The organism is Pantoea phyllosphaerae, assembly GCF_051025595.1.
Lineage (GTDB): Bacteria > Pseudomonadota > Gammaproteobacteria > Enterobacterales > Enterobacteriaceae > Pantoea.
In genome coordinates this window covers 286,633-310,276 of the sequence record NZ_JBPFDE010000002.1, presented here as the reverse complement: position 1 = coordinate 310,276, position 23,644 = coordinate 286,633, and the positions used below count along the sequence as shown (strand labels likewise).

At 57.1% G+C, this 23,644-nt stretch carries 20 protein-coding genes; 12 read left to right on the top strand and 8 right to left on the bottom strand.

Features of this window, described 5'->3' with window-relative positions:
* Positions 1–5: 5 nt before the first annotated feature.
* Together ACR6A7_RS04680 and ACR6A7_RS04675 are read right to left on the bottom strand one after the other, a co-directional pair.
* A complete protein-coding gene (locus tag ACR6A7_RS04680) occupies positions 6–1,346 on the bottom strand; it encodes an MFS transporter (protein ID WP_434123658.1) in 1,341 nt (446 codons plus the stop codon).
* A gap of 64 nt (positions 1,347–1,410) precedes the next feature.
* Entirely contained in the window at positions 1,411–2,043 is a 633-nt protein-coding gene (locus ACR6A7_RS04675) for an RraA family protein (protein WP_434123657.1), read from the bottom strand.
* A 471-nt stretch (positions 2,044–2,514) separates the two neighbouring features.
* Between ACR6A7_RS04675 and idnD the strand changes: the two genes are divergently transcribed.
* A complete protein-coding gene (gene idnD / locus ACR6A7_RS04670; protein ID WP_434123656.1) occupies positions 2,515–3,555 on the top strand; it encodes an L-idonate 5-dehydrogenase in 1,041 nt (346 codons plus the stop codon).
* A gap of 113 nt (positions 3,556–3,668) precedes the next feature.
* Here the strand turns inward: idnD and idnO are convergent, their stop codons facing one another.
* The 3 genes from idnO to ACR6A7_RS04655 all read right to left on the bottom strand — a co-directional run bounded on the left by idnO (position 3,669) and on the right by ACR6A7_RS04655 (position 6,646).
* Positions 3,669–4,433, bottom strand: coding sequence for a gluconate 5-dehydrogenase (idnO, locus tag ACR6A7_RS04665; RefSeq protein ID WP_434123655.1), 765 nt, complete (start codon positions 4,431–4,433; stop codon positions 3,669–3,671).
* Positions 4,434–4,500: 67 nt separating this feature from the next.
* Positions 4,501–5,457, bottom strand: a complete 957-nt coding sequence (locus tag ACR6A7_RS04660) for a 2-hydroxyacid dehydrogenase (protein ID WP_434123654.1) — start codon at positions 5,455–5,457, stop codon at positions 4,501–4,503.
* 730 nt (positions 5,458–6,187) lie between these two features.
* On the bottom strand, positions 6,188–6,646 hold the full coding sequence (locus ACR6A7_RS04655; RefSeq protein WP_434123653.1) for a GNAT family N-acetyltransferase: 459 nt from the start codon (positions 6,644–6,646) through the stop codon (positions 6,188–6,190).
* 810 nt (positions 6,647–7,456) lie between these two features.
* On the opposite strand from ACR6A7_RS04655, the gene ACR6A7_RS04650 reads away from it, so the two are divergent.
* From ACR6A7_RS04650 to ACR6A7_RS04635, 4 genes are all read left to right on the top strand, one after another.
* The gene (locus ACR6A7_RS04650; RefSeq protein ID WP_434123652.1) at positions 7,457–8,035 is read left to right on the top strand and encodes a DUF4142 domain-containing protein; all 579 of its coding nucleotides are present in this window, start codon (positions 7,457–7,459) and stop codon (positions 8,033–8,035) included.
* A 324-nt stretch (positions 8,036–8,359) separates the two neighbouring features.
* The gene (locus ACR6A7_RS04645) at positions 8,360–9,721 is read left to right on the top strand and encodes a glycoside hydrolase family 10-like protein (RefSeq protein ID WP_434123810.1); all 1,362 of its coding nucleotides are present in this window, start codon (positions 8,360–8,362) and stop codon (positions 9,719–9,721) included.
* A 67-nt stretch (positions 9,722–9,788) separates the two neighbouring features.
* Entirely contained in the window at positions 9,789–10,025 is a 237-nt protein-coding gene (gene hipB / locus ACR6A7_RS04640; protein ID WP_434123651.1) for a type II toxin-antitoxin system antitoxin HipB, read from the top strand.
* Complete coding sequence (locus ACR6A7_RS04635) at positions 10,025–11,332, top strand: type II toxin-antitoxin system HipA family toxin (protein WP_434123650.1); 1,308 nt, start codon at positions 10,025–10,027, stop codon at positions 11,330–11,332. Before hipB ends, ACR6A7_RS04635 begins: the two co-directional genes overlap by 1 nt.
* A 9-nt stretch (positions 11,333–11,341) precedes the next feature.
* On the opposite strand, the gene ACR6A7_RS04630 is transcribed toward ACR6A7_RS04635, so the two are convergent.
* Entirely contained in the window at positions 11,342–12,118 is a 777-nt protein-coding gene (locus ACR6A7_RS04630; protein ID WP_434123649.1) for an ABC transporter ATP-binding protein, read from the bottom strand.
* A 191-nt stretch (positions 12,119–12,309) separates the two neighbouring features.
* Here ACR6A7_RS04630 and ACR6A7_RS04625 point away from each other — a divergent pair, with 191 nt between their 5' ends.
* The 3 genes from ACR6A7_RS04625 to ACR6A7_RS04615 are packed head-to-tail and all read left to right on the top strand — an operon-like array spanning position 12,310 to position 15,447.
* On the top strand, positions 12,310–13,359 hold the full coding sequence (locus tag ACR6A7_RS04625) for an ABC transporter substrate-binding protein (protein ID WP_434123647.1): 1,050 nt from the start codon (positions 12,310–12,312) through the stop codon (positions 13,357–13,359).
* Positions 13,360–13,369: 10 nt separating this feature from the next.
* Complete coding sequence (locus ACR6A7_RS04620) at positions 13,370–14,374, top strand: ABC transporter permease (protein WP_434123646.1); 1,005 nt, start codon at positions 13,370–13,372, stop codon at positions 14,372–14,374.
* 23 nt (positions 14,375–14,397) lie between these two features.
* Complete coding sequence (locus ACR6A7_RS04615) at positions 14,398–15,447, top strand: PLP-dependent cysteine synthase family protein (RefSeq protein ID WP_434123644.1); 1,050 nt, start codon at positions 14,398–14,400, stop codon at positions 15,445–15,447.
* Between the two features lie 45 nt (positions 15,448–15,492).
* On the opposite strand, the gene ACR6A7_RS04610 is transcribed toward ACR6A7_RS04615, so the two are convergent.
* Positions 15,493–16,551, bottom strand: coding sequence for an ABC transporter substrate-binding protein (locus ACR6A7_RS04610; protein ID WP_434123643.1), 1,059 nt, complete (start codon positions 16,549–16,551; stop codon positions 15,493–15,495).
* A gap of 204 nt (positions 16,552–16,755) precedes the next feature.
* Here ACR6A7_RS04610 and ACR6A7_RS04605 point away from each other — a divergent pair, with 204 nt between their 5' ends.
* From ACR6A7_RS04605 to ACR6A7_RS04590, 4 genes are all read left to right on the top strand, one after another.
* Entirely contained in the window at positions 16,756–17,898 is a 1,143-nt protein-coding gene (locus ACR6A7_RS04605; protein ID WP_434123642.1) for an acyl-CoA dehydrogenase family protein, read from the top strand.
* Positions 17,898–18,998: an LLM class flavin-dependent oxidoreductase gene (locus ACR6A7_RS04600; protein ID WP_434123640.1), complete on the top strand. Its 1,101-nt coding sequence runs from the start codon at positions 17,898–17,900 to the stop codon at positions 18,996–18,998. The genes ACR6A7_RS04605 and ACR6A7_RS04600 overlap by 1 nt, the downstream gene beginning before the upstream one ends.
* A gap of 105 nt (positions 18,999–19,103) precedes the next feature.
* Positions 19,104–19,697, top strand: a complete 594-nt coding sequence (locus ACR6A7_RS04595; RefSeq protein WP_434123637.1) for a hypothetical protein — start codon at positions 19,104–19,106, stop codon at positions 19,695–19,697.
* Between the two features lie 10 nt (positions 19,698–19,707).
* Positions 19,708–20,817, top strand: coding sequence for a helix-turn-helix domain-containing protein (locus ACR6A7_RS04590; RefSeq protein ID WP_434123636.1), 1,110 nt, complete (start codon positions 19,708–19,710; stop codon positions 20,815–20,817).
* Between the two features lie 107 nt (positions 20,818–20,924).
* Here ACR6A7_RS04590 and fhuE read toward each other — a convergent pair whose 3' ends face one another.
* Complete coding sequence (gene fhuE, locus ACR6A7_RS04585) at positions 20,925–23,090, bottom strand: ferric-rhodotorulic acid/ferric-coprogen receptor FhuE (protein WP_434123809.1); 2,166 nt, start codon at positions 23,088–23,090, stop codon at positions 20,925–20,927.
* Positions 23,091–23,644: the final 554 nt, after the last annotated feature.

Genomic DNA, 23,644 nt, shown 5'->3' with positions numbered 1-23,644 from the left:
TACGGTTACTCGTCACAGAGCGGTTTGCCTGCAGTTTCTTTCAGATAAAAGGCGCTGCCTAGGGTAAGGAGGGCCGTCAACATCACCATATAGCTGGGAATACTGGCCATGCCCGTCAGCCCGATCAGCCATGTCATCAGTAACGGTGCGGAGCCGCCGAAAATGACCGTTGAGAGGTTAAAACCGATGCTATAGGCGCTGTAGCGGACGTTAGTGGGAAACATTTCTGCCAGCGTTGCCTGAATAACGGCAGCATGTCCTGCAAAGGCGAAGGCAAGCAGAACGGCAGACATGCAGGCCAGCGGCATCATGCCCAGGGTAAGCAGCCAGAAACACGGCCATGCCAGCACGGCCATGGCAATCGCCGAAGCCATCAGCAGAGGTTTACGCCCAAGGCGATCCGACAGCCATGCCATCAACGGAATGGCGCCGATGATCGTCAGCAGTCCGCAAGCGGTAACCAGCAGGCTCTGGATCTGCTGAAAGTGCATCACCTTATTGAGGTAAGTTGGCATATAGACGAAAAGAATGTAGTAGCCGGGGCCATTGACCGCTGGCAGCGTAATGGCCAGACCGATCGCCTTTAAATGGCGTTTTGACGTCAGAACTGCTTTGAGAGGATTGCGCACCACGCGTTTGCTGGATTTGACCATCTGAAAATGAGGCGTATCTTCGATGCGGGTGCGGATATAGACGCCGATCAACGCCATGGGGATAGCAAGCAGAAACGGTACGCGCCATACCCAGCTGTTCATGGCGCTAGCGCCGAAAACATTAATCAGACCGCTGATCAATAAACTACCGAAAAGCAAGGCGATAAAGGATCCCATTACCAGAGGGGACATGACAACCGCACGGCGATGATCCTCCGCATACTCCGCCACAAAGGAGCCTGCGCCTGAAACTTCTCCGCCTGCGGAAAAGCCCTGAACGATTCGAAGCAATATTAGCAACGCGGGTGCCGCCCAGCCGATACTCGCATAGGTCGGCAGCAAGCCAATGGCTGCAGTCGCAAGAGATATCATCAGCAGCAAGATAGCCAGTAGTTTCTGACGGCCTATCCTGTCTCCCAGATAACCACAAATGACGCCGCCAAACGGGCGAACGAAAAAACTGACGGTAAACCCTACGTAGGTCAGCATCAGCCCAGCGTCAGTGGTACTCATGTCGCTGGCTGAAAAAACCAGTACCAGAGAGCTGACGAGCAGACCATAGATGCCGTAGTCGTACCACTCAACAAACGAACCCACGCCGCCTGCAAGCGACGCGCGGCGTACAACGTTATTTTTTGTCGTTCCATCCTTGGGCAAAGCATAATCCATTGTAACCGCATGTGATTTCGTCATTGTTATGCCCTGAAAAGTGGTTGATTAAGTTTGGATCGCTACAGGTCAGACCTGGCGGAGCGCCCTACTGATATTTACCGGTCACTTCCGCCGTCATTTCCGCTTCCCGACGCGCAACCTCTCGCACCGCAGCGAGGACCGCTTCCGCTCGCCAGAAAGGGATGACAATGACGCCATCCTCATCACCTACCACGATATCTCCGGCTCTGCATACCACTCCGCCAATCGCGACGGGCTCACCAATGACGCCAGGCCCGTTTTTAAAAGGCCCAGCTGGCGTTATGCCACGACAAAAGGTCGGCAGGCCGCTAGATTCAATCACTTTGCGATCGCGGATGGCTCCGTCAATGACCTGTGCTACCGCGCCTGCATGCTGAAATCGCTGTGTAAGCTGCTCGCCGACCAGCGCACGGTCGATATGACCAAGCCCATTAATCATCATGACGTCGCCGGGCTGAATGTAATTAAGGGATTTGATGACGGCCGCGTTATCCCCCGCTGTGACCAGAACGGGAAAAGCAAAACCCACAAAGGCCGTATTGCTGGTGACTGGAGTGATGCCTGCATCACACATATTTAACCTTTCCATGGCGTCGCCAATGTTTGCAACGGGGAACTCAGCGAAGGCTGAAAGCCATTTTTTCTCCGGGCGCTCCCAGGGTGATGAAATACGCACGTCAGCAGTTTCTAATGACATATCGGGCATCCTTTAAATGAAAATTGATTATCAACTGAGAATCTTTTATCATTTTAAAAATTACATTTGCAACACTTTTTTTACAGGATAAATTGCCAGTAAAATTACCGGGCTCAGAAAAATACCAATTACTTTTTAGGTGTAATCCTTTCAAGCCTATGATTATATGGATTTTTTAATGATATTAATGTGGCGCGGCTTTAGCGCTTTAACGTGACCTCTAAATATATCGTTTTCTTATGTTAAATTTTGACGCAAAGCACAAAATTAGTGCGCCAAAGTAAATTAAATAGATCTTCATCACAATAAAAGTGCAACAGGGTGGAGAAAAAAATTAATTGTTATTCAAAAGCCCTTAATTCCTGAGGCTTAAAAAATGTCGTTAGATTTTCAATGCACCTTACTTGTGCACCTGAAAAGAGCATTTCATTTTTATTGGGATTAATCTGAATCTGAATCTGAGGAAGTAATATGCAGCAAAAAGAAGTTAAGGCGGTCACTGTTCATAAAGCACATGATGTCCGCTGTGAAAATCACATGGTGGAGTGGCGTGATGAAGAGGTATTGATCAAAGTCGAACGCGGCGGTATCTGCGGTTCGGACATTCACTATTACCTTCACGGACGCGCAGGCATGTCTGTTCTCAAGGCGTCTATGGTTCTTGGGCACGAGCTGATCGGGACAGTCGAGTACGCACCCGCCACGAGTGGTCTGTTAGCGGGCCAGCGCGTCGCGGTAAATCCTTCCCGTCCCTGCAGAAGATGTAAATTTTGCGAAGAGGGGCATCAGAATCTGTGCCGCTCAATGCGTTTTATGGGCAGCGCACAATTCTTCCCGCATGTAAATGGCGGATTTGCACAGTACGTAGCACTCGATCCGCAGCAGTGCGTGCCTTGTCATCCCGATGGTGATCCCAAACGGTTGGTATTCGCCGAACCCCTGGCCGTCTGTATACATGCGGTACGTCAGGCGGGCGAAATGGTCGGCAAACGCGTGCTGGTGACGGGCGCGGGGCCTATCGGCTGTCTTGTCATTGCGGCCGCGCTGGCTTCCGGCGCGTCTGAGGTTATCGCCACCGATATCAGCGAACGCTGTCGGGATCTTGCGCTCGCTATGGGAGCCACAGCGGCGATCGATCCGCGCGATGAGCAGCAGGCGCATCTCTGGCGCGAGGGAGGGGGCTACTTTGATGTCTGCTTCGAGGCATCAGGCGCGGCTGCGGCGATCTCGTCAGCAGTTAGCTTTGTGCGCCCTGCCGGAACGATAGTTCAGCTAGGAATGGGAGCGGCCAGCGTCGATTATCCCCTGGGAAGCCTGCTGGTGAAAGAGATCCAGCTAAAAGGGTCATTCCGCTTTGTGGATGAGTTCAACATTGCAGTTAACTGGCTGGAAAGTCGCAAAATAGATCCGCTTCCTCTTTTGTCAGCAGAAGTCGGCATTAATGAAGCCGCGCAGGCTTTTGAGATGGCAGCCGATAAATCGCGCTATGCAAAAATTCAGCTTCTGTTCTGAATGATAATTATCGAACAGGGACGAGCCGGCAGAGCGTGGGCCGGCTTCTTTGATAAGAGATCATTGCAGCATTCAGTCAGGCCACGTAACCCTGACTGAAAAGCGGGTTTTCGTTACACAGCAGCCAGCATGCCACCATCCACAAAGATAAGATGACCATTGATAAAATCAGATGCCCGGGATGAGAGAAACACCGCGGCGCCAATTAGCTCTTCAGGATTTCCCCAGCGCGCGGCTGGCGTTCGCTTGCATAACCATTCGCTAAAGGCTTTATCCTGCACAAGAGGTTCTGTTAGCGGCGTTCTAAAATAGCCAGGCGCGATGCCGTTGACCTGAATGTTATGCCTGGCCAGCTCTACGCACATCCCGCGCGTCAGCATTTTTACCGCACCCTTAGATGCCGCGTAAGGCGTGATGGTGTCGCGCCCCAGCTCGCTCTGCATAGAACATATATTGATGATTTTCCCTGCTCCCCGCTCTGTCATCCGACGAGCGACAGCCTGAGAAACCAGGAACACGCCGGTCTGATTGACAGCCATGATATCGTTCCAGTCATCAAGAGGAAATTCAGTAAAGAGATGACGCCGCTGAATGCCGGCATTATTAATCAGGATATCTATCGGCCCCAGTGTGTGCTCTATTTTGCTGATGCCGGCCTGTACTTCATCTGCATTCGCCACGTCAAACACGGCAACATGAACGGTGAATCCCTCTTCACGCAGCGTGCTGGCGGCTTTTTCGGCTCGCTCAGCATTGGTTCCGTTAATGATGACCTCTGCACCATGTTGAGCCAGACCCCGTGCCAGAATAAAGCCTATCCCCTGTGACGCGCCGGTAATTAATACTTTCTTTTGGGTAATATTGAAAAGTTCACTCATTTTGAAATCCTGTAGGTAGTCGTCGCAGCTTGCTTATGCCTTACATATTGATCTACAGAGTGCTTTATTACAGCCCTTTTAGTTGGCCTGGCAGTGTTTTCCCGGAAAAAAAAGCGTCTACATTGGCGAGAACGCTTTCACACATTTTCTGACGCGTCTCATGCGTCGCACTCCCTACATGCGGTTGTAGCACGACATTATCCAGCGCCAGCCATGCGTCTGAGATGTTAGGTTCATTGGCAAATACGTCCAGTGCTGCTCCGGCGATTTTATTACTCTGCAAAGCATCAATTAATGCGGGCTCATCCAGCATTGAGCCTCGGGCAATATTTATCAGCCAGGCGTGTGCGGGCATAGCGGCAATAACGTCTGAATTGATGAGATTTTTTGTATGTGCGCCGCCTGAGGCAGCAATCACCAGAAAATCACTGTCCCGCGCAAGGCTCAGCAAATCTGCCTGCCAGGTATAAGGTAGTGCCTCCTTCTCTGTCCGACTGTTATAGCTAATTCGCATATCGAACGCGAGCGCGCGTCTGGCAATAGCACGTCCTATGTTTCCCATACCCACGATGCCGATGCGCTTGCCGCTCACCTGGCTCCCCAGCGGCGGCGCTTCACTTTCCCAGTCTCTGCTGCGAACGAACCGATCTCCCTGACAGAGTTTACGTGCGCCACTCAGCATCAGGCCCATAGCCATATCAGCGACATCGCTGGTTAAAATGCCAGAAGTAATCGTAACGGCGATGTCATGTTGCCGCGTATAGGTCAGGTCAATTGCATCTGTGCCCACGCCGAATACCGCTATCAGCCCTAATGAATGAAGCTTTTCCAGTATTTCTGTTTTAACACCCGTGTCTCCACGGGTAATGACAGCCGTGAACTGATGTCCCTTTACATTCAGAAAGCTTTCAGGATCGGACTCTTCATATAACTTAAAGACATCATAAGCAGTTGTAAGTTTTTCGTATAAAGCGTCCATTACAGGTGCAATTAACAGCACAGATTTTTTTTCAGCGTAAGGCATATCTATCCCTTCCTGCGTAGGTTGGCATCATAGGTACAAGATCAGACTTATCAATTTCACTAGACAAAATGAATTTTAATTCTCATTTGAGAATTTTTTATCATTTATTGTGCGCGGTTTGCAACTTATTTGCTGTATTACAAAAAAAGCACCAATTCTGAGTAATATCCCTTTTAATCAATTATTTGGATGTAAATCCAGGGGCTGAAACACCTTTTCAATATAACGTCAACATGTTCTGTTCTCAAACAGGGGCATAAAGTGTGAAGTAATTCATATAAAAGAGAGAAGAACTCCCCGCGTCAGAGAGTCCTTTTAGTGTTGCTTTTGTTAAAGAAACCTGATACAGAATGATGACTTGCTAAACGACGCGTTTTAAGAAAAGAAAAGTACGTTGCTATCAGCGAAAAGCGCTGAGATGTCTTTAACTTTTATATTTTTATTAAGCACGATAAAACGGAATACCTTTATGAACCCGGGGGGATCCTGAATAACGAGGTGGGTTTCGTTTTATCGGGCAAACTTGATTGATGTGCCAGGCCACCAGGGAATGAACCCGGCAAGACACTCATCAAAGGCTGTCATGTGAATGCGTTTTATAGGGTGCATAAACCATCAATGTCCGCTTTGAGCGATCTGCAGACGTCAAAATTCTGGCGATAGAGATATTACGCCACATTAAAAATAACACGCCTGTAGCGCCCTTCCCTGGCGCGTTAACAGCATGAAGTTATGGAAGCTCTTTGCGCATAAAAACACTCAACGGATCTGCCTTATACGGCGGAAATGCATCGCATATCTCGTACCCGCACCTGCGATAAAGCGCTATAGCCGGTTGCTGGTGAATCCCTGTTTCAAGCTGCAATAGCCGCGAATGCTTTTCTGAAGCAATCCCCTCGATTGCACTGACTATCTTCTCCCCCAGCTTCCTTCCCCGGTATTCCGGTCGAATATAAACCCGCTTAATCTCGGCTGAGCCGTCTTCGTGAAATAGCAAAGCACCACAACCTGCAGGTGCATTTTCTTCATCACGTACGATCACGCATCGGAGCTGCACATCACTGACTGCTGAAAAATCCAGGCAATGGTTACTTTCAGTAGGATACAGTTCGCTCTGAAATGCATCGAGCTCGCTAACCAACCACGTCAGGTCAGAATCCCCTTTTTCGACTTCTGAAATGTTGAACATTTACTATCCTCTACGCAGTTTTAACAACTGAATCGACCCTACCTTTTCTAACTATGACGCCTGTCAAAATTTAATATATGCCGCATGCGATAAAGGGTGGATGACCGTAACCTCTGAATCCATCTCTATGGACGGGTAGTGCTCACGCATCCCTTCCAAAAGTTCAGCATCAGGCCATTCCGCACTTTTTCCAGGCCTGGCCGCAACGTCATAAAGCGTCATTTTTTCGACCTGCGTGACACACATCATGACCGTGTCAAAGAGATCCTGCACGCTTACGTAAAGCATCGGGCCTGGCACAATTTCGCATTCCCGTCATCGAAGGGTATAACGCTTCCTGCCTACGCGACGTCCGGCAGTAGGCAAGGCACGATTTCAAGATTTTGCAATGACACATAACCTCCAGTGACCCGCTCCGGTACTTGAGACATCGATTAGTAGTAGTACTGGTTTTACTCATGGAGTGAATTCCATTTTGAGCAGGTTAGTTGTGCAGCAAAGCGTATCTCTTGAACGCCCGCCTCTGGAACATAGCACGCTTTTAACAAAAGCATTCCCCGGCCGGAGAGGGGTATTTAGTTAAGAGTGATTAATCTCCTGTCCGCGCCTGCTGCCCGCCCTATTGACCGGCATCCGCTGAGATCTGTCAAAGCCAGTCATTGCCCCCGGCACGTTCAGTCCTCCCCCTTGCCTCTCTCTGCTGTCTCAAATAGTTAACCTATACTGACTAATGCACGTCTGATTACCCTACACGGCTGGCGAGGGTTAAAAGCCTGACGCCTGCCTTCTTATCAGTAACTGGAGAACACCATGCCAAAGAATAAAACCCTGAAAGCACTGTTAACCGTCTCTGCTGTAATCGCGATGTTTAGCACGGCTGGCGTGTATGCCCAGACGCCAGCCAGCCCGGCGCAGAACGCCGCCGCAGGCCAGAGCGCCTCAGGCGGCAAACTCAGCGCGGGCGACGAAAAAGCGCTGAAGGATATGGCGCAGGCCAATATCAATGAAATAGCCGCCGCCAAAATCGCGCTGAGCAAGGCGGAAAGCAGCGACGTGAAAGCCTACGCGCAGAAGATGGTCGATGACCACGGCGCCGCCTTGACCAAAGTGCAGACGGTCGCCGAGCAAAAAGGGGTGACGCTGCCAACGGAGCCGGATGCCAAACACAAAACCATGGCCGCGAAGCTGGAAAAAGAGAGCGGCGCCGCCTTTGACAAGATGTATATGACCAACGCCGGCACGAAAGATCACAAGATGGTGCTGTCAAAACTGCAAAGTGACGCCAAAAATATTAAGGATCCCGATGTAAAAACCCTGGCTGATGCGCATACGCCAGTGGTAGAGGCGCATCTGAAGTCCGCCGAGCAGATGCCGCACGCCGGTAAGTAACCTGCCGGTCGTTACTGACTCCTGTAAGCTGAGTTCCAGGAGCGCCAGGCGTGCACAACGGGAGTGTCAGTGTTGCTGAACAGGCTCGCGCTTTAGCGCCAGGCCGCTAATCGAGGCTCGCCTTCAGGCAACGGCAAACTGACACTCTCCCCGCATGTTTGTCGCCCTTTTGTCTCTCCTCAGCCGCTCCTGCCTCATCCCCGCTTCTGCAATTCGCTGCTCCCTTTTCCTTGAGTAAACGTCTTCCGATAAGCGGTTGACTTACGCCGTGATAACCAGAGAATGATGCCTCCGGATAGTTAGCAAGATGAAAGGGAGTTTACCATCAGTTATTCCATCGTCTCCTTCGGCGCGGCACGCAAAAAACTGCTGGTCGCCGCAGCCCTGCTGCTGGCTGGCTGCGCCTCCAGGCCACCTGAGTCGCTGGTCACGCCCCTTCCCAGCGCAAAGCCGCAGCCGCAAAAAACCACGCCGCCAGCCGCACAGCAACCGGTACGCGGCGTCTGGCTGGCGACCGTTTCCCGTCTCGACTGGCCGCCGGTCAATTCGGTTAACCTCAGCAGCGCGGCGCAGCGCATTCAGCTACAGCAGCAGGCGCTGACGGCCAAACTCGACAAGCTGAAAAGCCTCGGCATCAACACGGTCTTTTTCCAGGTCAAACCGGACGGCACCGCGCTCTGGCGCTCCGATATTCTGCCCTGGTCTGATATGCTGACCGGCACCATCGGCGCCGATCCCGGCTACGATCCGCTGATGTTTATGCTGGATGAGGCGCACAAGCGCGGCATGAAAGTGCACGCCTGGTTCAATCCCTACCGCGTCGCTGTCAATACCCGTCCGTCAACCCTTGCCGAGCTGAACCGCACCCTGTCGCTGCACCCCGCCAGCGTCTATGTGCTGCACCGCGACTGGATCCGCACCGCCGGCGATCGGCTGGTGCTGGATCCCGGCATCCCGGACGCGCGCGACTGGATCACCAGCATCGTAGCTGAAGTGGTCAAACGCTATCCTGTCGACGGCGTGCAGTTCGACGACTATTTTTATGCGGAAACGGCGGACTCGCCGCTGAACGATGCGCAGACATATCGCGCCTGGGGCCAGGGATTCGCCTCAAAAGCGGACTGGCGGCGGCACAATACGCAACTGCTGATTGAGCAGGTGTCGCGCACCATCAAGCAGATTAAGCCGCAGGTCGAGTTCGGCGTCAGTCCCGCGGGCGTCTGGCGTAACCTGTCACACGATGCGGCAGGCTCCGACACGCGCGGCGCGGCCGCCTACGACGAAGCCTTTGCCGATACCCGCCGCTGGGTGCAGCAGGGAGTGCTCGACTATATCGCGCCGCAGCTCTACTGGCCCTTCGCGCGACAGGCGGCGCGCTACGACGTGCTGGCCCACTGGTGGGCGCAGGTGGTGAAGCCGACCCATACCCGCCTCTATATCGGCGTCGCGCTTTATAAAATCGGCGAACCGTCGCGTACCGAGCCAGACTGGACGGTAGAAGGCGGCGTGCCGGAGCTGAAGAAGCAGCTCGATCTCAACGAAACTACACCTGGCATCGACGGCACCATTCTGTTCCGGGAAAACTATCTTAATCAGCCGCAGACGCAGCCCGCCGTTCGCTATCTGCAGCGCCGCTGGGCGGCTGATTTATCCCCAGGTGAGGATACGCTTTACTTTATCCTTTAGTGGGTATATTTTGGATTTTACCCCCAGGCGGGGATAGCTGCATCCCCGCCTTTGAACAGGAGCGGTGATGATATACAGCCCCAAACAGCTGGCCCACCTGGTCAGGCTTGAACGGCAGAAGCGTGGCTGGACGCAGAGCGATCTGGCGCGCCGGGTCGGCATCAAGCAGGCCACGGTGTCGAACTTTGAAAATAATCCTGACAAAACCACGCTGACGACGCTATTTAAGATCCTGCAGTCGCTGGAGCAGGAGCTGGTTATTCAAGGTAAATCGGCGCAGAACGGCAAGGAGCTTGACTGGTAATGGATCGGCTTATCGCCTGGATGAACGGCGAGCGCGTCGGCACCCTGACACGGCAGAAAAACGGCGCGCATCTCTTTCAGTATGCGCCGGGCTGGCTAAGCAATCCGCTGGCGCGGCCGCTGTCGCTCTCGCTGCCGCTGCAGTACCCCGCTATCGCCTCGGCCAGCGTGATTAACTTTTTCGACAACCTGCTGCCGGACAATCCGCGCGTCAGGGAGCGCATCCTTAACCGCTATCGGGCGAAGTCGATGCAGCCGTTCGACCTGCTGCGGGAAGTGGGCCGCGACAGCGTCGGCGCGGTGATGCTCCTGCCCGAAGAGGCCGCCGCCCCTGACCTCTCTGTCCGCTATGAGCCGCTGGACACGGCGCGGCTGGAAAAGATCCTCTCAGCGTACCAGAGCGATATTCCGCTGGGCATGATCCCGGAAGAGCGCGACTTCCGCATCTCCGTGGCGGGCGCGCAGGAGAAAACCGCGCTGCTGCATACCGATCGGGGATGGGCGATCCCCCAGGGCCCGACGCCGACCTCGCATATCATTAAGCTGCCGATCGGCGAAATTAAACAGCCCTTCGCTACCCTCGATATGCGCGACAGCGTGGAAAATGAGTATGTCTGCCTGGCGCTGGCGCGCGAGCTCGGCTTCCGCGTGCCCGACGCCAGCATTATCACGGCAGGCAGGCTGCGCGCGCTGGCGGTCAGACGATTTGATCGCCGCTGGAGCGCCGACGGTACCCGGCTGCTGCGTCTGCCGCAGGAAGATATCTGCCAGAGCCTCGGCCTCGCCTCAGCGACCAAATATGAGTCTGACGGCGGCCCGGGCATCGCGGCGATTATGTCGCTGCTGATGGGCTCCAGCAATGCGCTTGAGGATCGCGACGATTTTATGAAGTTTCAGGTGTTCCAGTGGCTGATCGGCGCCACGGATGGACATGCAAAAAACTTTTCGCTCTATATCGAGCGCGGCGGCAGCTACCGGCTAACGCCCTTCTACGACATTCTTTCCGCTTATCCAGTGCTTGGCGGCGCAGGCCTCAATATCCGCGAGCTGAAGCTGGCGATGGGGCTAAGCGCGTCGAAAGGTAAAAAGAGCGAAATAGATAAAATCTTTCCGCGCCATTTCCTCGCCACGGCGGAAAGCGTGCGCTTCTCCAGGGAGCGGATGGCGCAGATCCTCGCCTTCTTCGCCGAGGCGCTGCCCACCGCCGTAGCGCGCGTCAGGGCGCAACTACCCGCGGCTATCCCGCCAGCGATCGCCTCCGCCATCTTCGACAACGCGCTGAAAATGGCGGCGCGCCTGACGAAATAATCGCATCTCTCAGGCGGCGGCCTGATCCGTGCCCAGCAGCGTCAGCACCCGGCTGCGCAGCGCCACCAGCGCCGGATCGTCGCGGCGGCGGGGATAGGCCTGCTCGACTTCGATCACATCCAATACCCGCGCCGGACGCGAGCTAAAGACCACCACGCGATTCGCCATCACCAGCGCCTCTTCCACGTCGTGCGTCACCATCAGCGTGGTGAAGTTCTGCTCCTGCCAGAGATCGACGATTTCCTGCTGCATACGCAGGCGCGTCAGCGAATCGAGCTTGCCGAGCGGCTCGTCGAGGATCAGCAGGCGCGGATGGTTGACCAGCGCCCGCGCCAGCGCGGCGCGCTGCGCCATGCCGCCGGAGAGCTGATGCGGCCAGGCGCGTGCGAACTCTTGCAGCCCGACGCGACGCAGCATGGCGTCGATGCGGGTCTGCGCCGCCTGTTTGCTCTCGCCGCGAATCTGCAGCCCCAGCCCGACGTTGTCGTACACGGTGCGCCACGGATAGAGCGTCGGATCCTGAAACACCACCACGCGCGACGGATGCGGCGCGGTGATGGCGCGTCCCTCTTCCGCCAGCACGCCGCTGGCGGGCTGCTCAAGCCCGGCCAGCAGGCGCAGCAGCGTCGATTTGCCGCAGCCCGACGGCCCGAGCAGTGCGACAAATTCCCCCGGCCGCACCTGCAGGCTGATATTTTCCAGCACCGGCAAATCGCTGCCCTCCAGCGTAAAATGGTGGCTGACATTTTCGATATCGATATTTACGCCTGCCGCTTGCGTCGCCATAAAATAGTCTCCGAAGTCCGCTTAATAACCCCATAAATAGCACGCGCCTCGCGAATGAAATATGCCGATAGCGGTAATAGGTTTGCCCGATCTTCATAATGAAATATCGCATGAAGTCATGCGGGATTGTTATTTGGCGGGGTCTGACGCATGGGGTAGTTTCCCGGTAATTCACTATAAGGGATAGCATCATGGTCATACATTCACCTTCGATGAGCCGCCGCGCGCTACTGCGCGGCCTCGCCACGCTGGGCGCAGGCATCGGGTTAACGCCGCTGTTTACCGGCTCGGTGCTGGCGGAGGAGGCGCCGTTAAAAACCATCAAGCTCGCCTGGGGACAAACCGCGGTCTGCCAGTCGCCCATTTCGGTGGCGCTGAAGCAGGGATTCTTTAAAAAATATGGTCTCAACGTCGAGCCGGTAAACTTCAGCGGCCCGACCGACGCGCTGTTGCAGGCGATCGCCACCGGTCAGGCGGACGGCGGCATCGGCATGGCGCTGCGCTGGCTCAAGCCGCTGGAGCAGGGATTCGACGTCGATCTCACCGTCGGCACCCACGGCGGCTGCATGCGTCTGCTGACGCCGGAAAACAGCAACATCCGTAGCGTAAAAGATCTGGTGGGCAAATCGGTGGCGGTGACCGACCAGGCGAGCCCAATCCGCAACTTCTTCGCCATTCAGCTGGCGAAACAGGGCATCGATCCCGATAAGGCGGTGAACTGGCTGCAGTATCCCGCCGATCTCTTCGGCGAGGCGCTGCGTAAAGGCGAAGTGCAGGCGCTGGCGACCGACGACCCGCAGGGCTGGCTGCTGAAGCAGCAGCACGGGCTGGTAGAAGTAGACAATAACCTGAACGGCGAATATGCCCACCTGACCTGCTGCGTGCTGGGGCTGCGCGGCTCGCTGGTGCGCGACGATCCCGACACTGCGCGGGCGATCACCCTGGCGATTGTCGACGCGCAGCAGTGGACCGCCGACCATCCGGAGGAGACGGCGAAGATCTTCCAGCCGTTCGTACCCGGCTCGGTGCCGGTCGAGTCCATCGCCGCGATGCTGAAAGAGCATACTCACAGCCACCACTCTACCGGGGCGCAGCTGCGCGGCGAAGTGGCGACCTACGTCAACGAGCTAAAAAAAATCAGCGTGATCCGCCCGGACACCGACGCGCAGCAGTTTGCCGATCACTATGTGCCCGATCTGCTGCCGGATAACGGCCAGCATCACCATATGAAGATGAGTTAGGGAGAGCAGCATGGCCACAGATATTCTGACGTTGCGCCGCCGCGCCGAGTCGCGGCGCCTTGAACCGGCGCTGTGGGGCGCGCTGCTGGCGTGGTGGGCGCTGGTAGCGCTAATGATCGCGCTGCCCGATAAGCCGCAGGGCTTCGCGGCGCCGCGTTTCGTCAACGAGACCCATGAACTGTTTATCGCGCTGGCGACGCTGCTTACCGCGCTGGTGCTCGGCTCTTGCGCCGCGCCCACGCTGAAGGCCTGGCAGCCGCTGAAGCGCAGCGGCCGCTGGCTGATTGCGCTGGCGCTGCTAATCGGCCTGTGGGAATACATCACCGCCAAGCTGGCGCTGCTGCCCGCGCCCTTCTTCGCGCCGCCGCGCGCGCTGATCGAGGCTTACGCTACCGACTGGCCGCGCCTGCTCGACAGCGTGATCAACTCGCTGCGCCTGCTGGCGTTCGGCTTTCTCTACGGCAGCATCGTCGGCTTCGTCACCGGCGTCGCCATCGGCTGGTCGCGCGGGCTGGGCTACTGGGTGCATCCGATCCTGCGCTTTCTCGGCCCGGTGCCTTCGACGGCGCTGCTGCCCCTGTCGCTCTATTTTTTCCCCTCCAGCTTCGCCGCTGCCGTGTTTCTGATTGCGCTGGCGACCTGGTTCCCGGTCACAGTGCTCACCTGGTCAGGCGTCGCCAGCGTCGATAGCCGCTATTACGACGTGGCGCGCACCCTGGGGGCGAAATCGCTCTTTCTGGTGCTGCGCGTCGCGGTTCCCGCCTCGCTGCCGCACCTGTTCGTCGGGCTGTTTATGGGATTAGGCGCCTCTTTTTCGGTGCTGGTGGCGGCAGAGATGATGGGTGTCAAATCGGGTCTGGGGTGGTATTTGCAGTGGGCGCAGGGCTGGGCCGCCTACGCCAATATGTATGCCGCGCTGATCGTGATGGCGGTGTTGTTCTCATCGCTGATCACCCTGCTGTTTCTGGTTCGCGACCGCACGCTCGCCTGGCAGCGCAACGCGGTGAAATGGTAACGCTTTCTCAAGAGGAGTCGCCTGTGGCTGCATCTATCTATAACTCTGTGACCGAACTGATTGGCCAAACGCCGCTGCTGCGCCTGTCGCGCTTTAGCGAGCGCCACGGCGTGCGCGCCGAACTGCTCGGCAAGCTGGAACTCTTTAACCCTAACCACAGCGTCAAGGATCGCATCGCGCTGGCGATGATTGAACAGGCGGAGCGCGACGGTCTCATCAGGCCGGGCGATACGATTGCCGAAACCACCAGCGGCAACACCGGCATCGGCGTCGCCTCGATTGCGGCGGCCAAAGGCTATCGCTTTCGCGTCTACATCAACGACTTCGTCAGTATCGAGCGCAGCAAGATTATCCAGGCCTACGGCGCAGAGGTAGTGCCCTTCAGCACCGTGCCAGGCTTCGCCGACTACTACGAGGCCAGCGACGGCGACTTTGTCGCCGCCACCCGCTGGCTGGTGGCGCAGGTGGCCGAAGCCGAGCCGAACGTGCATTTTCTTCAGCAGCTACAGAACCCGGCGAACCCGCGCGTGCATGAGCTGACCACCGGCCCGGAGATCTGGCGCGATACCCAGGGCAAGCTCGATATTTTCGTCGCCTCGGTGGGCACCGGCGGCACCCTTTCCGGCATCGGGCGTTATCTGAAAGCGCAGGATCCCGCCATTCAGGTAGTCGCCGTCGAACCGGGCATCGGCTCGCAGCCGAGCCCGCAGCATCCGGAACCGCTGGAGATTACCGGCGTCCACGCCTTCAGCGGCCAGCCGCCGGAGCGGATCCCGCCGAATCTGGATCCTCAGGTTTATGACGACGCGATCGCGGTGGAAACCTGGCAGGCGTATCAGGCTGCGCGCCAGTTCGCGCTGGCGGAAGGCATACTGGTCGGGGATTCATCGGGCGCAGTGCTGTTTGCTGCGCAGCAGCTGGCGGCGCGACCGGAAAATCAGGGCAAGCGCATCGTTCTGCTGCTGGCCGACGGCGGCGTCAACTACCTCAGCACGCGGCTGTTCAGCCACGAGCACCCCGCGGAGAGCCTGAAAGAGGCGACGGCGGTGCAGACCTCGCAGCTGCTGCTGTAAGAGAGACAGAGGAATAAAACGGCAGCCTCGGGCTGCCGTATTTTTTTACGCCAGCACGTTCGCGGTGATGCCTTTGGCGAACAGCAGCGGATCGGTTTCCGGGCGCAGCACGTTGATGGCCTTCAGATCGCGCGCGTAGATATCGATCTCTTTCACAAAGGCCTCCCCTGACGAATAGTGGCCGTGGGTATGGGTTTTCAGCACGCTGGCGATTTCGTCAGGACGGGTATTCAACGCCTTGCTGTTAAAGGCCTGTGCAATGACGTCGGGATGCTGCGCGGCATAGGCGTGGGCCTGCAAAATGGCGTGGGTAATCGCCGCGGCCACTTCAGGACGATCGCGGATCAGACTGCCGCGCGTGCCGATCACGCAGCAGCTCAGGTTGGCGTAGTCGTCGCTGAGGTTGGTGGCGACCTCCCGATAGCCCGGCTGCTGCGTCAGACGCCACATCACCGGGTCGGAACCGCTCGCCGCCTGAATCTCCCCTTTTTGCAGCACCATCGGCAGCAAGTCCTGCGGAAAAACACGCCACTCCACGTCACTGTTGGGATCGACGCCGTGCCGCTTGAGCAGCAGCGAGAAGAAGTTTTTATCCGCGCCCGCCATATCGGTGACGCCGATGGTTTTGCCTTTCAGCGCCTGCAGCGAGGTCGGCCCGTCGTCGCGCGTCAGCAGCCGCATACAGCCGCCGTGGGTGCCCGCCGTCAGCTTAACGTCAAAGCCCTGCTCCAGCGCCTTGAGCCAGCGCAGCGCCATGCCGACCGCCGCTTCCGCCTTGCCGGTGGCGATCGACTCCAGCAGCAGCTCGGTGGAGTTGCCGAAGTTTACGAATTCGACCTCCAGGTTGTGCGCTTTAAAGAACTGATGCTGATCCGCTACCACGACCGGCGCCAGACAGATGGCGTTGAGGTTGACCGCCAGACGCACCGGCGTCGGCTGCGCCAGCGCCCATTGTCCCGCGCCGCCCTGTAGCAAATCGTGCGGCATCGACATGCCGGGCATGGCGTTATCCGCCCGGAGCGACGGTGAAAAGGCGCTGGCGGCGAATGCCGCAGCGGAATAATGCAAAAATTGCCGACGTGATAAAACGCTATTTACTGGCATGCTCTTTCCCCCGAATGAAATACCCTTTCCCGGAAATGAAATATCGAATAAATATGACGACAGAAGCAGAGTAAGGGGAAACAGAGAGAGCAACCAGCCTGTAAATTATGCCGATTACGCATGTGGTTATCCGCTTTAATGCTTTTACTTCGCCGGGAGAAAAATAAAGAATCGAAAATCATCCCGAATAACCGAGGAAAGATAATGGCGCTTAGCGAATATCTCCACGAGCTGCTGCCGGTGATTAGCCAGACGCTGGCGAGCAGCGCGGCGGAGGTGGACAGACGTGGCGAATTCCCCACGACCAATTTCACGCTGCTGCGCCAGCATGGCCTGCTCAGCTTCGCGCTGCCTGCGGCGGCGGGCGGCGGCGGCGCGGATTTGGCGGCGTGCCGCGCGGTGATTGCGGCGGTGGCGCAAGGTGAACCTTCCACCGCGCTTATCCTGATTATGCAATACCTGAACGCCCGTCGGCTCGGCGACGACGCCAGCTGGCCCGCCGACCTGCGCCGCCAGGTGGCGCAGAGCATCGCGCAGGACGGGGCGCTGATCAACGCGCTGCGCGTCGAGCCGGAGCTGGGCACGCCCGCGCGCGGCGGCCTGCCCGCCACCACGGCACGGCGCGTTGCCGACGGCTGGCGCATCAGCGGCGAGAAAATCTACTCCACCGGCAGCGTCGGGCTGAGCTGGTTTCTGGTCTGGGGGCGCAGCGACGACGCCGATCCGCTGGTCGGCGCCTGGCTGGTGCCCGCCTGCGCGCCCGGCATTCGCATCGTAGAGGAGTGGGATCATCTGGGCATGCGCGCCACCTGCAGCCACCGCGTGGTGCTGGAGGAGGTCTGGGTGCCGCTGGAGAATGCGGTCAACGTCAGCCGCTGGAGCGCGCCGCGTCCGGCGCTCAACGACGAAGAGAGTCTGTGGATGGCGGTACTGCTGGGCACGCTCTATGACGCGGTGGCGCGCGCGGCGCGGCGTGAATTCATCCGCTTTCTGCAGCAGCGCGTGCCCGCCAACCTGGGCCAGCCGCTGGCGAGCCTGCCGCGCTTTCAGGAGCTAACGGGCCGCATTGAAACTCTGCTGTTTACCAGCCGCACCCTGCTCGACGCCGCAGCGACCGGACAGATCGCCGCAGCCGACGCGGCAAAGGTGAAACAGGTCACCATCGACAACGCCATTCGCAGCGTGCAGCTGATGGTCGAGCCTATCGGCAATCACGCGCTGACGCGCGCCAGCCCGCTCGAACGCCACCTGCGCAATGTACTGTGCGGCCGGATCCATACGCCGCAGGACGATGTTATTTTCACCGCCGCCGGCAAAGCGGCCCTTTTATCCGACAGGAGTAAATGATGACGCTGGAATTTATTGGTCTGGTCGGCGCGCATGAGGCGAGCGAGTCCGACGCTGGCAACGGTCAGGTGGTAGATCTGCCCTTTATCAAAGCCTTTGCCCAGACGCAGGCGTATGCGGGGTTTGACAAAGTGCTGCTGGCGGTGAATACCCGCGCGCCGGATTCAATGATTATCGCCAGCTACGTGGCGGCGCTCACCGATAAGCTCGGCCTGCTGGTGGCGCATCGGCCCGGCTTTCAGGCACCGACCTTCGCGGCGCGCCAGTTCGCTACCCTGGACCAGCTCAGCCAGGGGCGCGCGGCCATCAATGTGATTACCGGCGGCGATAGCGGCGATCTGCAGCGCGACGGCGACTTTCTCGATAAGGAAAGCCGCTATGCGCGCAGCGGCGAATATCTGGAGGTGATGAAGCAGGTATGGACGTCGCCGCAGCCGTTCAGCTTTGAGGGCGATTTCTATCAGGTGCAGGACAACTTTACCGCGGTGAAGCCGCACCAGAAGCCGCGGGTGCCGATCTACTTTTCCGGCGCGTCGGAGGCGGCGGTAGAGATCGCCGCGCGCCATGCCGACGTTTATATGATGTGGGGCGAGCCGCTGGAGCAGGTGAAAGAGCGCATCGCCCAGGTGCGCGCAGCGGCGCAGAAATATGGCCGCGAGGATCAGATTCGCTTCAGCCTGTCGCTGCGTCCGGTGCTGGGCGCGACCGATGAAGAGGCCTGGCGGCGCGCCGACCATCTGCTCACGCAGGCGCAGGCGAAGATCGGCGGCCAGGCGATCCAGCCTGACAGCAATACCGGCTCGCAGCGGCTCTATCAGCTGGCGACGGCGCGCAAAGTGTATGACAGCTGCCTGTGGACCGGCATCGCCGCCCTTTCCGGCGCGGCGGGCAACTCCACCTCACTGGTCGGCGCGCCGGAGACGGTGGCCGAGGCGGCGCTGGAATATTACAAGCTCGGCGTCACCACGTTCCTTTTCCGCGGCTTCGATCAGCTGCGCGACGCGGCGGATTACGGGCGGTTGCTGCTGCCGAAAATTCGTGAGCGCGTTGCGGCGTATGAAGCAGCGTGCGTCGGTATTAATTTACAGCACCATAAATAACCCTCTGACGCGTCGGGCATCCCAAAAATGATTGACAAACCTGCCTTTGCGCACCAACATCCCGGTTGACAAATCCCACAAATTGCAATTTGACGGACTATTAAAATGCAAACTCACCCTTACCCCTGGCTTTTTTACCCTGCGCTTTCTGAAGAACGTCTTTCACTTATTGCCGAAGAGCTGCTTAAGGTACTGGATATGACCTGGCAGCAACTCTCTTCGCCTCTGGATGATAATTACACTCGCGGAACCTGTACGTTTGGCCGACAGCGACAAATGCTTATCGCGCTCTGTTTGAGTAATCAGCATACATGGCTGCAGCTGACTCATCCGGGGAGGGATGTGACGTTCAATATTGAAAACATTCCAGTGCGCTTTTTTGCAGACGACCCGGACAATCCCAAAAAGCCCGGTTTTTTCCGCAGGAATGAAGTGGACCAGCTTTTTGAGCCTCAGCTAACCACGCCTACGCTGCATCGCTTTGTGGTTGAGAAGCCAGAATTTGAGGGTGAAGGCGCGCGCGTGCATTTCATTGGCACTAACGCGCTGGATGAAATTGTCTCAAAATGGACCTATGGAGAAGGGCGTGTTCCGCCGCTACATGCGATGGGCGATACCCCACCCACTTCCGTTCCCATTGTTCTGGATCCTATCCGCGCACCGAGCCGCGACAGGCCAGAACAATCTAATCATGAGTAACAGGTGAAACGTGTTTAACGGTTCTAATTTACGACTGGCTCGTCTGTATCACGAGCTGTCGCTGGAGCAGGTGGCTGAGCGCGTCAGCAAGACTCGTCAGTATATACAGCGGCTGGAAACCGGCATTGCTGTCCCTACTCCCGTACTGACAAAAGAATTAGCCGTCGCCTTAAAAGTGACGCCTCAATTTTTTTGCCTTCAGGAGCCACAACGCATTAATGAAGAGCTAGTGCATTTTCGTAAGCGGGAAGGCACGCGTGTGTCAACCCGGCTTTCTACGCTGGCAAAGGCCGAGCTTTACGGTCGCCTGATTACCTTTCTCGATCGGCAACTGGAACTGCCTCCCGTCTGTTTTCAGGAGATTACCGCCCATACCCCGGAAGAGATTGAGAAAGCAGCTGAAAAATGCCGTATCGACTGGGGGCTGGGATGGGGGCCAATTGATAACGTGACGCGTCTGGCCGAAAAACTCGGTGCTTTCGTAACCTCGTTTGATTCCCTTTCCGATGAGGTCGATGTGCTCTCTGTGCCGCTCGAACGCCCGTTTATCGTCAGAAACAGAGCGAAGAAATCAGCCTGTCGTCAGCGCTTCGATATAGCGCATGAAATTGCGCATCTGATTCTGCACAGCGGGATAACGACCGGCGATCGCACGACGGAATCTCAAGCGAACAGGTTCGCTTCAGCACTTTTGCTTCCTCGATCGGCGATGGCCAGCTTCTTTCCCTCGCCAGTAGGAGGACGAATCAACTGGAAAGGATTAAGCGAATTCAAGCTAACCTGGAAGGTCAGCAAAGCGGCGATCGTTTACCGGGCGCATCAGCTCGGTTTGTTGACGGACGCACAGTACAAAACGGCTTTTACCGCATTGAAACGCAAAGGCGAAGCGATAGATGAAAAGGAAGATGGCATGATTGCCAGTGAAAAGCCTGAGTTTTTACCCAACGCTCTGACTTTTCTCTATGAAAACATGAATTTTGACAAAGCAGCAGTGGCGCATGCGCTGGCAATAACGCCCTCTTTACTGGATGAGCTCGCTGAACTCTCCTCGTCCAAATGCGACGTGCGCGATGGGGGTAATATCATTTATTTAAACGGCCATATGAAAAGCAGCCGCTAAAACGACGCCTTGTTTAACCTGCATAGCGATGCCGCTTCTCAAAAGTAAAAACGGCGAGTGCAGCGCAAAGCTAGCTGACTCGCCGATGCTTTATCACCTACATTCCATCAGAATCGATAGGTCGCCGATACCGAGAAGTTGCGCGGCGCGCCATAGACGTTATAGGCGCCCACCCAGGTGTCGTACTCTTTGTCGAACAGGTTATTCAGGTTGGCCTGCAGCGACAGATTTTTATTCACCTCATAACGCGCGAAGAGATCCACCAGCGCATAGCTGCCCTGCTTCGCGTGCCAGGTGCCGTTGCCTTCCGGCGCGCCGACATCCTGCCAGGTGTGCGTCTGCCAGTTCACGCCGCCGCCGAGCGTCAGCTGATCGAGCATCGACAGGCGATAGCTGGTGAACAGGTTGAAACTGGTGCGCGGCAGCTGCGCGTTATAGGCGTTGCCGTCGCGATCTTCCGCCAGATAGGTGGTGCCGCCAAATGTCATCTGCCAGTTATCGGTCAGCGCGCCGTTCAGCTCAAACTCCACGCCGCGGCTGACCACGCCATCCTTCGCTACGTAGGCGGTGCTCTGCGAGCCCGGAATGACCTGGCCGGTATCTACACCAACATTGTCCAGCTCGGTGCGGAACACGGAAAGCGTAGTGGTCAGACGGCTGTTGAGCCAGTCGGACTTCACCCCCACCTCGTAGTTTTTCCCGATCACCGGCGAGAGGAAAGCGCCGCTGCTGTCGCGGTAGTCCTGCGGCTGGAACACCGAGGTATAGCTGGCGTAGGCGGACCAGTTCTCGGCGAAGTCGTAAATCAGCCCGCCGTACGGCGTGGTGTTGTTCTTCTCCAGCTCCTCGCCGCTGGCCAGCGTCTGGCGGTTCCAGTTGGTGTAGCGCGCGCCCAGGATCAGATGCAGCGGATCGGCCAGCGAAATGCGCGTCGCGAGGTAGACCGCTTTCTGCCGCACGGTGGTGCTGTCCGCCGTCAGCTCACGCGGGCCCCAGTCGGTCTCCGGGAAGTTGCCGTTATAGTCGTTGTAGTTGCCCAGCTCGTCCGCTGAGATATTGGCCCAGGAGCTGTAGTATTTATTGTCCTGACGGCTGTAGTTAACGCCGACCATCAGCTCGTGCTGACGACCCAGCAGCTCATAGGGGCCGCTGGCGAAAGCGTCGACCGCGTCGACCTTGCGCTTGCCGGTGTTATAGCCGGTGCCGCCCACTACCGGATAGTTGGCGTACTGCGAGACGCCGAGGCCGGTGGTTTTATCAAAGTAGCCGTCGAGGTAGAGCTGCTTGCTGTCGAGGTACATCTCGTTATGCGTACCGTTCAGCGTGATGTTCCAGCCATTGTCGAAATCCTGCTTCAGGCTCACGAACAGCTTTTTGTTCTCTTGATCGTTATAGGCCCACTCCGGCGCGGTGTTGAAACCGCGGCGGGTATGAATCTGCGTGCCGTCGGTGTACCAGCGCGGCGTGCCGCTCCACATCGTCGAGTCGGTGTTGACCTGCGAGAATTCATAGCCCACCGAGAGGGTGGTAGAGTCGGTCAGATCGGCGTCAACCACGCCGTAGACAAACTGCTTAGTCGCGCCGTAGCGCTCAATAAAGCTGTTTTTGTCGTCATAGCCCGCTACCAGGCGGCCGCGCACGCTGCCGTCGCTGTTGAGCGGCGTCGAGAGATCGGCGACGTAGCGCTGCCTGCCCCAGCTGCCGTAGGTCGCGGAGACGCTGCCGGTGAATTCTTTGCTGTCGGCGTGCTTGCGCACCATATTGATAGCGGCCGACGGGTTGCCCGGCCCGGTCAGCAGACCGGTCGCGCCGCGCACCACTTCAACCCGCTCGTAGAGCGCCATATCAGATTTGGCGTCGCCCAGGTTCCAGTTTGAGGCGAAGGTAGTCGGAATACCGTCGACCATAAAGTTGTCGATGGGAAAGCCGCGCGAATAATAAGTAATGCGATCCATATCGGGGCTGACGGCGGTGATCGCCGTGGTGTTGTGCAGCACGTCATTCAGCGAATGGAGCTGCTGGTCTTCCATGCGCTGCTTGCTGACGATGGTCACCGACTGCGGGATATCGCGCGCGGTCAGTGCCATTTTGGTGCCGGCGCGGGTAATGGGCACGCTGTAATCGCGCGCGTCCTGCTGACCGGTGCTGCTGGCGCTGGCGTCGACGACGAGCGTCTGTTCACTGGAGGCGGCCGTCTCGGCAGCGTAAGCGCTCTGCGCAACGCTGGCGGCGATCAGCACGGCCAGCAGCGAGCGTTGCAGCGGGCGTTTCATGGCGCTGGCGGACTCGCCCGCACGGTATTCCCTGACGCGCTGAACATCAAAAGACATCACTCTTCCTCTTTTTTCGTTATTGGGTATGGCTGCCACGGGTTGCTGGATCGTCTCTCCTGTCCGGTCGCAGGACGCCTTCCTGACGCAATGCCGCAGGAAAGCAAATGAGAAATATACGCATTGCTATTATCATTGCAAGCAATTGTTAATAAATGCTGCAAAAACCTATCAGCCTGCAAATCGAATATGTAGCTGATTAATATGGATTTTTTAAGGCGTGACATGTTCAGAAGGCAAAACTACTGGAATTTACAGGAAAGTCAGAGGGTGATTTATCGGGCAGCGCTGGGCGCGCTGGCCGCAACCTGATGCGTCATGTCCGCGAAAAACAGTTTCGTCGCTTAGCCTGCCAGCCTGAAGGTCGGTCGCGGGTTAATAAGCAACACGCTGTTCGGCAAGCTCAGCAATTTTATTAATGCGTTGATTGCTGGCTATTTAATTTAAGGCATCCTGTGACTGAAGAATATTTATTCCGGATGATGAAATAGTGAAAC

What these genes read in the sequence shown, in the direction of transcription:
- ACR6A7_RS04605 (WP_434123642.1), top strand. Translation starts at nt 16,756, where the DNA reads ATGGCGCTTAGCGAATATCTCCACGAGCTGCTGCCGGTGATTAGCCAG.
- idnD (WP_434123656.1), top strand. Translation starts at nt 2,515, where the DNA reads ATGCAGCAAAAAGAAGTTAAGGCGGTCACTGTTCATAAAGCACATGAT.
- ACR6A7_RS04630 (WP_434123649.1), bottom strand. Translation starts at nt 12,118, where the DNA reads ATGGCGACGCAAGCGGCAGGCGTAAATATCGATATCGAAAATGTCAGC.
- ACR6A7_RS04595 (WP_434123637.1), top strand. Translation starts at nt 19,104, where the DNA reads ATGCAAACTCACCCTTACCCCTGGCTTTTTTACCCTGCGCTTTCTGAA.
- ACR6A7_RS04620 (WP_434123646.1), top strand. Translation starts at nt 13,370, where the DNA reads ATGGCCACAGATATTCTGACGTTGCGCCGCCGCGCCGAGTCGCGGCGC.
- ACR6A7_RS04655 (WP_434123653.1), bottom strand. Translation starts at nt 6,646, where the DNA reads ATGTTCAACATTTCAGAAGTCGAAAAAGGGGATTCTGACCTGACGTGG.
- ACR6A7_RS04600 (WP_434123640.1), top strand. Translation starts at nt 17,898, where the DNA reads ATGACGCTGGAATTTATTGGTCTGGTCGGCGCGCATGAGGCGAGCGAG.
- ACR6A7_RS04660 (WP_434123654.1), bottom strand. Translation starts at nt 5,457, where the DNA reads ATGCCTTACGCTGAAAAAAAATCTGTGCTGTTAATTGCACCTGTAATG.
- ACR6A7_RS04650 (WP_434123652.1), top strand. Translation starts at nt 7,457, where the DNA reads ATGCCAAAGAATAAAACCCTGAAAGCACTGTTAACCGTCTCTGCTGTA.
- ACR6A7_RS04625 (WP_434123647.1), top strand. Translation starts at nt 12,310, where the DNA reads ATGGTCATACATTCACCTTCGATGAGCCGCCGCGCGCTACTGCGCGGC.
- ACR6A7_RS04675 (WP_434123657.1), bottom strand. Translation starts at nt 2,043, where the DNA reads ATGTCATTAGAAACTGCTGACGTGCGTATTTCATCACCCTGGGAGCGC.
- ACR6A7_RS04635 (WP_434123650.1), top strand. Translation starts at nt 10,025, where the DNA reads ATGGATCGGCTTATCGCCTGGATGAACGGCGAGCGCGTCGGCACCCTG.
- idnO (WP_434123655.1), bottom strand. Translation starts at nt 4,433, where the DNA reads ATGAGTGAACTTTTCAATATTACCCAAAAGAAAGTATTAATTACCGGC.
- ACR6A7_RS04680 (WP_434123658.1), bottom strand. Translation starts at nt 1,346, where the DNA reads ATGACGAAATCACATGCGGTTACAATGGATTATGCTTTGCCCAAGGAT.
- hipB (WP_434123651.1), top strand. Translation starts at nt 9,789, where the DNA reads ATGATATACAGCCCCAAACAGCTGGCCCACCTGGTCAGGCTTGAACGG.
- ACR6A7_RS04610 (WP_434123643.1), bottom strand. Translation starts at nt 16,551, where the DNA reads ATGCCAGTAAATAGCGTTTTATCACGTCGGCAATTTTTGCATTATTCC.
- fhuE (WP_434123809.1), bottom strand. Translation starts at nt 23,090, where the DNA reads ATGAAACGCCCGCTGCAACGCTCGCTGCTGGCCGTGCTGATCGCCGCC.